The sequence below is a fragment of the Shewanella sp. c952 genome (assembly GCF_019654975.1).
GTDB lineage: Bacteria > Pseudomonadota > Gammaproteobacteria > Enterobacterales > Shewanellaceae > Shewanella.
In genome coordinates this window covers 1-10,482 of sequence record NZ_BPEW01000062.1, presented here as the reverse complement: position 1 = coordinate 10,482, position 10,482 = coordinate 1, and the positions used below count along the sequence as shown (strand labels likewise).

Below are 10,482 nucleotides of genomic sequence, written 5' to 3'. Positions count from 1 at the left end.
AAGATCATTACTTTTAATGTAGCTATCTTTTAGTTTTTTGTAATAACGAATGGCACTTTTTTGATCGCCAAAACGGCGATAGCTAGTGGCAATTTCGAACAGGTTGAAGCTAACCCATGCTGGTAGGTTTAAGCTTTGGTAAAGTGATTGTGAGGTGATGAGATCCTCAAGGCCTTGGGTAAAGTTTCCTTGGTAAGAATGTAAGAATCCTCGCATACTTCTGGCATCTGCTATCAGGCGCAGATCTTCTAAAGCATAAGCCTCATTTACAGCATCATTGTAACCCTTTAGTGCCAATTCAACGTCACCATTTTGCTCGTAATACCAAGACTGACACAGTTCTAGGTCTAATTTGTGGTTGGGGTATTTAGCTAATTCAGGATTGGTTAATGCATATTGTGCAAATGCAATAGCTTTGGGAACTTGGTCGGCATCATAGGGATCAAATCCCCAGCAACGTGCTCGTGTTAGACGTAGCTGTCTTGAAGTATCTTCTTTAGCTATTAGTGTTTCTAATTGTTCAATGTAGGAGTTTATGGTTTGGTTGTTACTAATTGTGCCATCGTTAATAAGAGTGAGAATAGCATCCGCTTTTTCGTTATTACTTTGTTCGGCATAGCCTGATTTACTTACTAAAAGTAAACTAGTAAAAAGCATGATTTTAATCAACAGAAACGGCTTAGGCATATAACGTTTACTTGCTCTCAAAGTCATTGATACTCATTGCTAGCATACACGATAAAATATACTTTAGAGCTATTTTCTGAAAGTATGCTTGGTTGGTCTATTTTTTCTAATGACATGTTTTGCGTTTGCTAATAGAGGGCTTTATAACAACGCCGTGTTTTAAGGCTTTTGTATGTAGGAATAGAAAATTTATTTTTGGAAAAATCTAACTTTGAGTTTGGCTATAGAATAATGTCAATAAAGGCAAAGACAATTGCTAAAACATGGTTTGTTTTCATCTCGGTATCTTGCAGGTGCATTCATTGCATCTAGATTTTCCATACCAAGATATTCAGAAGAAAAGGCAATATTTTCATAGAAATTGATAATAACTATATTTAAGATGTTCCGCCTGGCTGCAATCGGGGTTTTGTCTGAGCTATACTCCACCAAGTCTAAAAAGTATCACTTTTTATGCAAGCTACTGTTAGCGGTAATCATGGTACGTATATTAGCGGCAAATTTTAAGCCGTACAAAAAATTGTAATTGAGAGTAGAAAATGACTGAAGTAAACGCTGAATATCGAGCGCGCGCCGAACTGGTGGCATTGAATGTATGTAATACCGTTATGCCAATGGATCAGATCCCAGAAAATTTATTAGAGGCTTATGCAAACCTTTGTAATGAACTGATTGAAGATACCGATCTTAAATTCAATAGTGGTTGGGATGCGCTGCCTGCTAGCGCTAAAGCGCTACTTCCGAAGGAAGATTTTCATGGTTTTTATATTGCTAATGCTTGGTTTCAGTTAAGTCGAGTGGCGCAAGATATTGCAGAAATGGCTGAAACTGATGATGAGATTGCAGAGAAAGAGTACAACGGTATTTTCACTCGGCTGTCAGATGCATCATTAAAAGAGAGTGTTCGAAAACTTAAGAAATCGCGCACTGACCGTTCAATGCTTAATAGCATTAAAGCAGTTATTGAAGGTAAGTAAGCACTTATAGCAAAATGTTTTCAGCTGTAATCGATTAAATAAGTATAAGGGGGTTATGCGCAAGCATAGCCCTTTTTTGTCTAGATTAAAGAGTGCTATTCAGCGTTGGGAGAGGGCAGGCTGTCTCTGTGACTCTTAATGATATCGCTGGCGCCTAATGAGCCATCATTTAATGCGCAGCCGTAGTTCTCTCGGCAATGCTGACAGGGGCTCATAGTATTCACGAACCGGCCTTTCTTGGTGTATTTTCTTATGTAGGCATGAGAAATCTCGACATTACCTTGGTGCAATGTAATGTTATCTCCAAGTTTTAAACGTAAATTGCTCACCGCCGCATCTTCGGCGCACATCAAGTCATTGGCGCGCCCCCATGCTATGACATCCTCGCTAGATCCTGTTGCTACATATCTCGCTGCCGCCCATGGACCGCTGTGGTTACCTGTAGGTTTACCATCGGCAAAGTGAGAAGGCTTATCAGCTAATAGGTATGCCACTCGTTCAAGTTCGTTACTGGGTAACGTGTCGGTATATACAGCGCCAAGTGTCTTACTTTGTGCTGATATGAAATAGTGATGATTGTGGCTGACCATTAAGTCGCGGCATTGGTATTCCCCTTCAATCACATTGATATTGGTAATTTCGGCAATACTGCCATTTCTTGCCAATATCCTAGAGCCTGCTTTAAGTTCTTTGGCTTTTATCCAGCTTTGTGTACTGAGGAAAAATGTATGCTCAGCGTTTACAAACATTAAGGTTTTTATTTCACCAATTGAATATTCAATCTCAATCATAGCAGCAGTAGGTTTCCACATTTTTGTTTAGTAGCTTGAGCTCGTTTTTGTTTGCTAAGTATAACGTCTGAAGCAGCGGCAATATAGCTTGGTAGGAGGGTGCGGAGGAATCAGTTTGTAAGTGGTTGATTAGTTTCTTGGGAGGGCTCGAGTATTAAACGTCTCTGCTATTTATTACTCGTGGTTTATCAATCGCAGATTGAATTTAAAGCTTGTTACTGAATAACCAGCCTCATCGTCTTAATTAGACTTAAAATGAGGCCGGTAGCTACTTTACTTTCAGTTACTTCAAAGCGTTGTTGAAGTATCCGCAACTTTAGTTTGACTCTTTTGTTGAATTTGAGCCTTTAATGCAGGATCAGAGAGGAGCTGCAATAACTGATCATGATAAGCGCGAAGAATGTTGTTTTGTGGAGACTCACTTCCTTGCTCTTCGATCACATCTCTTTCTTGAGTGCTTTTCTGATAGGTTAAGCCAGCGTTTTTATCAAATAAATAGGTATCAACATGAGTATCAAAATTAAAGGAAGATACCCAGTTTAAGTTGATGCTAAAAAACCATTCCTGTAAGTCGAGCACTAAAAGCTGTTGCGATTCTTGCTCCGTGAGAGTGTAGCTCGCAATAGTTTCAGTAGGCACGGTTTTAAAATCTACAGGAGTCACCTGCCAACCTTTTTCAGTTAGGCCTTTTACAATTCTTTTTTGCAACCACTGAGTTAAGGTTAACTCTTTGTCACCTTTATCCGTTGCGAGTATCTGCTCAACACTCCAGTCAACGGGGATCCCAAACGTTGCATGTGCACGACCAACAAAGGTTTCTGGTTTACCTTCTTTAACCTTTTTTCGGTTATCGATCACGCTAATTAGAATAGGTTGCTCGTTTTTATATTCTGGCGAGGGGGTCTGTTCGTGTAACGGAATTGGAGAAACACAGCCCGTTAAAATGAATATGGCAAATGCCATTGCTAAACCTTTGTACATAGTAAGTCCTTTTTATCTGTAATTAGTTTAATCAAGCCGCAAGGATTATATATATAAATATATATTTATCAATTGCTTGTGCAATAAGATTGCCTCCAATTAATACTGTTGATTATAAAGGCCTACAATCCGGCGGCTTAAATGTGCCTAGTTAAATCCATTTGCGCAAATAGCGATGAGGATGGCAGCTTAAAGAGGGCGAGCCATATAGCTGGTGCACTTTATACCAATTGCATTAAGTATTTGACCCGTTCAGAGCCCCTCAATCTTTTCAATTCAAAGTGCATTGGTAAAGAAATGGTTGTTTTTAAGCCAATGCCAAGCCAGACGTAGAAAGACTGAGGGGCTCAAGTAGTGCGGCTGAGGTATAAAATTGGCAAAACATTGTATGCTTGGCTATGGAATTTGGATATACGACTAAATGGTCTATTAGCTACAATTGCTATGTATGAGTAAAAAAGCAGCCTGGTAAGGCTGCTTTTCTTGTATTTTTAGCTTGTAGGTTACGACTTAGAATGAAGTTCGCTTATAACGGCGATATTCAGCGGTCCAGAAGTTATCTTCAATCGCTTGTAGCAATAACTCATCGCTAGTTGGCAGTGCGTGTCCCTCATCGATGGCCACTTTAGCGACGGCAAAGGCGATATGTTTACTCACTTTATGAATATCTTCAAGCTGCGGCAGCAGTGAACCTTCACCATCGATAGATAATGGTGAGCATTCAGCTAATGCACGACTTGATGCCATCAGCATTGCATCACTGACTCGCTCTGCACCAGCGGCTAGGACTCCAAGACCGATGCCTGGGAAAATATAGCTATTGTTACACTGGGCGATCTCATAGGTAACATCATCCACCACGACTGGCTCGAACGGGCTACCTGTGGCTACCAGTGCTTGGCCTTTAGTCCAGTGTAGAATATCTTTTGGCGTCGCTTCTACGCGGCTTGTCGGATTTGATAGTGGAAATACAATCGGGCGCTCACAATGGCTGTGCATCGCTTTAATGATCTCTTCACTAAATAGACCCGGAGCACCGGATACACCAATCAATACCGTTGGCTTAGCATTGTTAACCACATCCAGTAGAGAGATATTTTCGCTGAAATTGTCCCAATTTGTTATGTCGTCACAATTTTGCGCTAACTTCTGCTGGAACGGCAGTAGGTTTGGCATATTCGATTGCAACATGCCCCAGCGGTCAACCATAAACACTTGCTTACGCGCTTGAGTTTCTGTTATCCCTTCTGACACCATTTGTGCCACGATAGCTTCAGCAATACCACAACCTGCTGAGCCTGCACCTAAAAAGGTTATACGTTGTTGGCATAATTGTGTGCCTGCTGCCTTACATGCGGCCAGAAGTGAGCCTACAGTGACTGCGGCAGTACCTTGGATATCATCATTAAAGCAGCAATACTGATCTTTATAACGTTCCAATAATGGCATGGCATTCTTTTGGGCAAAGTCTTCAAACTGAATAAGGGCATCAGGCCAGCGGCGATGAACTGCCTGCATAAAGGCTTCTACAAATTCAGTGTACTCTTCACCGCCGATGCGCTGATTACGCCAGCCCATGTACATAGGATCTTCAAGCAGGTGTGGGTTGTCGGTACCTACATCGAGAGTAATGGGCAGGGTATATGCGGGACTAATACCACCACAACTGGTGTAAAGAGAAAGCTTACCAATTGGGATCCCCATACCGCCAATACCTTGATCACCAAGACCAAGAATACGCTCACCGTCAGTTACTACGATGATTTTAACTTTCTGGCGAGTAGAGTTATTAAGAATATCATCGATGCGGTCTTTATTCGGGTATGAGATGAATAAGCCACGGTTGCGACGGTAATCTTTTGAAAAACGCTCACAAGCCATACCCACTGTTGGGGTATAGATGATTGGCATCATTTCAGTAATGTGGTTTTGCACTAAACGGTAGTAGAGCGTTTCATTGGTATCTTGAATGTTTCTAAGGTAGATGTGCTTATCTAGATCATTCGTAAAATTCTTATACTGGTCGTAAGCACGTGATGCTTGCTCTTCGATGGTTTCAATGACATGGGGCAACAGGCCTTCAAGATTGAAAAATATACGTTCTTCATCGGTAAAAGCACTGCCTTTGTTAATCAACGGTGCTTCAAGAATGGCAGGACCGGCAAAAGGAAGATACAGCGGGCGTTTATTATCGTCCATTAGAAACCTTTTCTCTGTTTTTGTTAGTGTTGTGGGGAGCTGTGACATTAATCACCGAAGACTAACACAAAGTGTGATCATTATTGTATTTTGTAGGCGGATAAATTGATTTTTTTAATGGCGAGCTTGTTTTAAACGCAGTGGGATTCTGGCATAAAAAAGCACAGCGATTGCTGTGCTTTAATCTGAAGCTAAAAATAAGCTAACGCTTACTTTGGACGATGCTTTAGAGACAGTCCCATCAAGAAATTACGTAAAACTTGATCGCCACAAGGCTTGTAATGCTTGTGACCTGGCTTTCTGAATAAAGCGCCCAATTCCGATTTAGACATGTTAAATTCGGCGAGGGTCAATGCTTCAAGAATATCGTCTTCACGTAGCTCAAAAGCAACTCTTAATTTTTTGAAAATAAGGTTGTTGGTTAGCTGTGAAAGTGGCTCTGGTACTTCAGCACCAGGCTTTAGTCCGCGCTTGTAGATCACGAAGCCATCAAGAAATATACACATGGTTTTGTCGTTACAAGGCTGGTAGCCCTCTTCAGACTCTTTTTTCAACATGTCTATCATCTGTTCTTGGGTAACTTCATGCTTAGCCTTGGCAAAAATACGGATCATCTTTGCGTTGCTTAAGTCAAGAATGTAGCGAACTTTACGTAAAATATCGTTGTTAATCATATATGTGCTTTCTTTAATCTATTTGACCACGCGGCTGCGTAGTCATCGCGGCGTATTATAGCAGAAATGCTCAGCGTTTACTTTGCTGCAATTAGAGTCGCTGTGATTGCTTCTTTACCTGCTTGGTATAACTTGGCGACGGGTCTGTCTTCCAGTATCACCAACTTACTTCGAATGCTCTCACGTAGCTTGTCATGTAAGCCAAATGTGCGCTGTGTATCGTGGAGATCCCATGAAGTATTTTCCAAAATAACGACATTAACGTTCGACTGTGGATAGTAAAGTGCCAAACTGACATACCCCGGAAGATAACCGCTATGGCTATACTCGGTGATACCTTTGTATTCGTCTAGTTGAGTGCCATAGCCATATCCAATCTCTCCCCAGCGATGAGTGCGTATGCTGTGGCTGGTGGTCATAGCCTTCAAACTTTTTTCACTGATTAACTGCCCTGAAAAAAGTGCATATTGAAAATGGCTGTATGCATCTGCAGATGCCATCATACCGCCTGCAGGAATTAACTGAGAGGTGATTTCAACATCTGCATTTGCGTAGCTGGAGAATGTATTGTCATCTTGCTGATGTATCGTTTCAGCTCTACCAAGCAATAACTGTGAGTAATGCTTTTTAATCGTCGATGTTTTGCCTAATTGTGCTGTGAGGCCACCAAAACCGACTTGCTCATTAAGCGCTTTTATCTGCGCTGTGATTGGTTGTTGGTGAACATTTTCTAATATTTCGCCAAGTAACGTGTAACCGTAGTTTGAGTATTTAAACTGGCTACCAGGTTTAAATAGTGGTGGCTTGCCAGAAGCCATCAATCCAGATGTGTTACTGAGCAGTTGTGAGATAGTGACACTGTCTGGAATCGCTGCGTTTTTGCCTTGTGATGAGCGCAAGTAGCGGTTGGCAGAACTTGTTAATTCGAGCTTGCCGTCATCGACAGCTTTTAGCACTAACGTCGCTGTCACCTGTTTAGAAAGCGAGGCGATAATAAAACTAGAACGCAGTTTTACATCATCACCAGAGATATAGGTAAATAACGGTTCATCATTACGCTTAACCATAATGATGCCGTTAAAAGGGCGTTCATTCTGGGCGATGATGGTAGGCAGTTGGCTCGCGATATCACTGTTAGCAATGAGGTTTGCACTGGCTTTATTAGCTGCCCATAACAACAGCGTGAGCACTAAAATGCTGAGTAGAGTTTTTGTTAGAAATTGCATTAGGAGTAGGGCGTTCCGTTATTTAGTCAGCATCCAATAAATGAATAAAACAGCAAAACTTACTAAGTAAGTTAAACCGACCAGAGAGAGTATTCTCATTTTTGCACCATAGCGATCTTCAACGGGAATTGCTGTGCTGATCATCAACTTATAGTTAAGCCAAGCAAAAATCACCGTGGTCATAAAGGCGAGGATCATAACAAACTCAAGCAGAGGAAGCAGCGCACCCTTGAAAAATAAAATGATAGCGAGTCCACATAGACTCATTAAACACATCACCAAATTGAGTCTCTTTTCGCTGTATCGGCCACCCTTTAATAACTGCCAGCCCATGTTCAGCGTACGGCTATAACCATCAATGACGGTCACTGTGGTGCTAAAAATACATAAAAAAGCCACCATTCCTATTAAGTAGCGGCTCTCATTACCCATGACTTTGCTATAAAGGCTGATCAATTGCTGAGAAAATTGCACCCCTGATGCTGAAAATGTCTCGCCGCTACCGTGCATAACAAGCGTACCGAGTGCTAAGAACACGATAGCAAGCAGAGCAGTGACAATATAACCAAAGTTAAAGTCGAGAATGGCTTGCTGTTTACTGACTTGTTGGCTTTTTTTCTTTTCAAGTAACCAAAGAGAGTTCCAAGCGCTAACTTCAATGGGGGCTGGCATCCAGCCCATCATAGCAACTAAAAAGCCAATGTAGGCCCATTGCCATGGAGAGGTCGATACAAAGCCTGGTTGCACGATTGACGGAACGTTAAACGCCAAAGCAACCGCGATTAATGTGGTTAAAGTTAATGCCAGCATGATGACTTTAGTCATCTTATCGAGCAGTGCGTAGTGGCCAAAAATAAGGATGGTTAAACTTGATAGCAGTACCAGTAGTGCCAATAGATCTATCGATAGCGGCACAAATTGGGTCAACATCGCTGCAGTTAACATCGCCACGCCGGCAGTGCTGGCAATGGCGGCAATCACATTAAGACAGGTAAACAGCAGTAAGTACTTTCGCCCTTGCTTTAAATAACCTTCAAGTAGGCTCTCACCTGTCGCGGCGGTATAGCGAGCGCCGGCAGCAAAGAAGGGATATTTTAGTATATTGACCGCCAGAATGACCCAAGCCAATTGCCAGCCAAATTCAGCACCAGCACGAGTCGATGCGACAAGGTGAGAGGCGCCAATGGCGGCGGCCGCCATTAATATCCCCGGCCCCATAGCTCCTAATAGTGCACCTAATTGAAAAGAGGGTTTGGCTAGTGACTGAGTATTACTGTTGCTCATGGTTTAAATTCTGTCTTATTGATTAAGGAAAGTGCTACGGCAAAGATTAACTTTTGCTATTAGCTTCAATGCGTTTGAGGGTATCAGAGATCTCTTGTAAAAGGCTCACGACACTAGTGTCATTATTTTCATCTTGTACTGGACTGATTTCAAGTTGGCTGAGTTTCTCTTTCTGCGCCAAGACCTGACTTCTAAAATCGGCAGCATCGACAATTCCGGTTAAATTAAGCAGTGCCCCAGTTCCTGATTGACCCGCTGTTTCTATGGTCAGTTTATGGAGTTTAAACATCCGCATCAGTGGCCCTTGGATAAGTGCCATGTCAGTAATTTTATCCAGCGGAACAGTATTTTCGGTGCGAGTAAAAACCCCTTTGCGGACGATGAGTTTTTTGTCGGTTAACTCGGTGCTCATATTGGCGATAAAGCGCTTAGTAAAAATATGACCTATCGGCAGCCATAGCAGCAATAACGGTAAGCCGACAATCGATAGCGCTAATAAAATGCTAAATGGAGTCAACCAGTATTGTCCAAGGTTACTAACAAACTCCGCCTTCTTGATACTTGTTTCCGTACTGTTTTGCATACTGTTCCCTTCCATCGATTTTGTCCAATCCAAGATTTCTTGACTCAGCCCAGCGGGTCAAAGTGACTCAACTGATTACTTTTAATTGTCTTTTATAAACTTAAGCAAATTTGAATCTAATTTAAAGCTATTTCACTATTTTAGAACTAATTGTTAGTTTCCATTTTCGTGTTAACGGAGTAGCTTAATGGTTTTACTGCAGAGGAAGCGCAAGATGATTACTTTATATGGAGTGCCACGTAGCCGTTCACTGAGAGTGTCTTGGACATTAGAGGAGTTAGGGCTTGAGTGGCAATATGAGTTCATTAACTTTTCCAAAGGTGACAGTCGTCATCCCGATTTTTTAGCCATTAACCCTTGTGGAAAAGTGCCTGCGTTAATCGATAATGGAAATGTTATTACTGAGTCTGCCGCTATTGCAGTATTTTTAGCTGAAAAATATGGCGAAGGTCGGTTACTACCAAAAGCTGGTTCAGATGCATCAGCATTGCATCATAAGTGGGTAAGCTTTATTACCAGTGAGCTTGAGCAACCTCTGTGGACAATTGGTAAGCATAAGTTTGCTATACCAGAGGAGTTAAGGCTTGAGGCTATGTTTGCGGTAGCAAAATGGGAGTTTGATAAAGCCGCTGCGATTGCAGAGCTTTGGCTACCTGATAGCGAGTTCTTACTTGGCGATGAGTTCAGTGTCGCAGATATTCTTTTAGGCCACACCTTGTTATGGGCGACACGATTTGAGCAGGATATACCGTCTAAGTTAGCCGCCTATCGAGACCGGATAACGGCTCGAACAGCCATGGTCACGGCTCTTGAGAAAGAGCTGGCGGGCGCAGCAGAGTAGGGCAAGGCACCGAGTCTAATACAAAAAAAGCATCCACCTGGATGCTTTTTTATGAAAAACGGTTCAATATAAAAGTGCTGTAAAATCGTCTTTTATTTTCCGTCTTTGTATATAATACCAATCAGTATAAAGATTTGATCGCTCAGCGAGAGTTTAGCGGCTTTGAAGCAAGGCGATGAATGAAGAGCATAGTTATTCTACGCTCAAGTTCATTAACGCAGTATCAGAGCCGCTAAAAC

Annotated in this window: 10 protein-coding genes; 2 read left to right on the top strand and 8 right to left on the bottom strand. The window is 42.0% G+C overall.

The genetic code is table 11. From position 1 onward, the window contains the following. On the bottom strand, positions 1-714 hold a 714-nt coding region (locus K5R16_RS21620), incomplete at its 3' end, for a tetratricopeptide repeat protein (RefSeq protein WP_220740437.1). A gap of 512 nt (positions 715-1,226) precedes the next feature. Between K5R16_RS21620 and K5R16_RS21615 the strand changes: the two genes are divergently transcribed. After that, a complete protein-coding gene (locus tag K5R16_RS21615; RefSeq protein ID WP_220740435.1) occupies positions 1,227-1,664 on the top strand; it encodes a DUF3069 domain-containing protein in 438 nt (145 codons plus the stop codon). Positions 1,665-1,759: 95 nt separating this feature from the next. Here the strand turns inward: K5R16_RS21615 and K5R16_RS21610 are convergent, their stop codons facing one another. The 7 genes from K5R16_RS21610 to K5R16_RS21580 all read right to left on the bottom strand — a co-directional run bounded on the left by K5R16_RS21610 (position 1,760) and on the right by K5R16_RS21580 (position 9,402). Next, positions 1,760-2,476, bottom strand: a complete 717-nt coding sequence (locus tag K5R16_RS21610; protein WP_220740433.1) for a polymorphic toxin-type HINT domain-containing protein — start codon at positions 2,474-2,476, stop codon at positions 1,760-1,762. Positions 2,477-2,743: 267 nt separating this feature from the next. Next, complete coding sequence (locus tag K5R16_RS21605; RefSeq protein ID WP_220740431.1) at positions 2,744-3,436, bottom strand: hypothetical protein; 693 nt, start codon at positions 3,434-3,436, stop codon at positions 2,744-2,746. A 510-nt stretch (positions 3,437-3,946) separates the two neighbouring features. Next, complete coding sequence (locus K5R16_RS21600; protein ID WP_220740429.1) at positions 3,947-5,635, bottom strand: NAD-dependent malic enzyme; 1,689 nt, start codon at positions 5,633-5,635, stop codon at positions 3,947-3,949. A 209-nt stretch (positions 5,636-5,844) separates the two neighbouring features. Next, entirely contained in the window at positions 5,845-6,309 is a 465-nt protein-coding gene (locus K5R16_RS21595) for a DUF1456 family protein (protein ID WP_220740427.1), read from the bottom strand. Positions 6,310-6,386: 77 nt separating this feature from the next. Beyond that, positions 6,387-7,535 carry a serine hydrolase gene (locus K5R16_RS21590; protein ID WP_220740426.1) on the bottom strand — a complete coding sequence of 383 codons (1,149 nt, stop codon included), beginning with the start codon at positions 7,533-7,535 and terminating at the stop codon, positions 6,387-6,389. Positions 7,536-7,553: 18 nt separating this feature from the next. Further along, positions 7,554-8,753 carry an Nramp family divalent metal transporter gene (locus tag K5R16_RS21585; RefSeq protein WP_374758417.1) on the bottom strand — a complete coding sequence of 400 codons (1,200 nt, stop codon included), beginning with the start codon at positions 8,751-8,753 and terminating at the stop codon, positions 7,554-7,556. Positions 8,754-8,865: 112 nt separating this feature from the next. Beyond that, the gene (locus K5R16_RS21580) at positions 8,866-9,402 is read right to left on the bottom strand and encodes a PH domain-containing protein (RefSeq protein WP_220740422.1); all 537 of its coding nucleotides are present in this window, start codon (positions 9,400-9,402) and stop codon (positions 8,866-8,868) included. A gap of 214 nt (positions 9,403-9,616) precedes the next feature. Between K5R16_RS21580 and K5R16_RS21575 the strand changes: the two genes are divergently transcribed. After that, positions 9,617-10,243, top strand: a complete 627-nt coding sequence (locus K5R16_RS21575) for a glutathione S-transferase family protein (RefSeq protein ID WP_220740420.1) — start codon at positions 9,617-9,619, stop codon at positions 10,241-10,243. Positions 10,244-10,482: the final 239 nt, after the last annotated feature.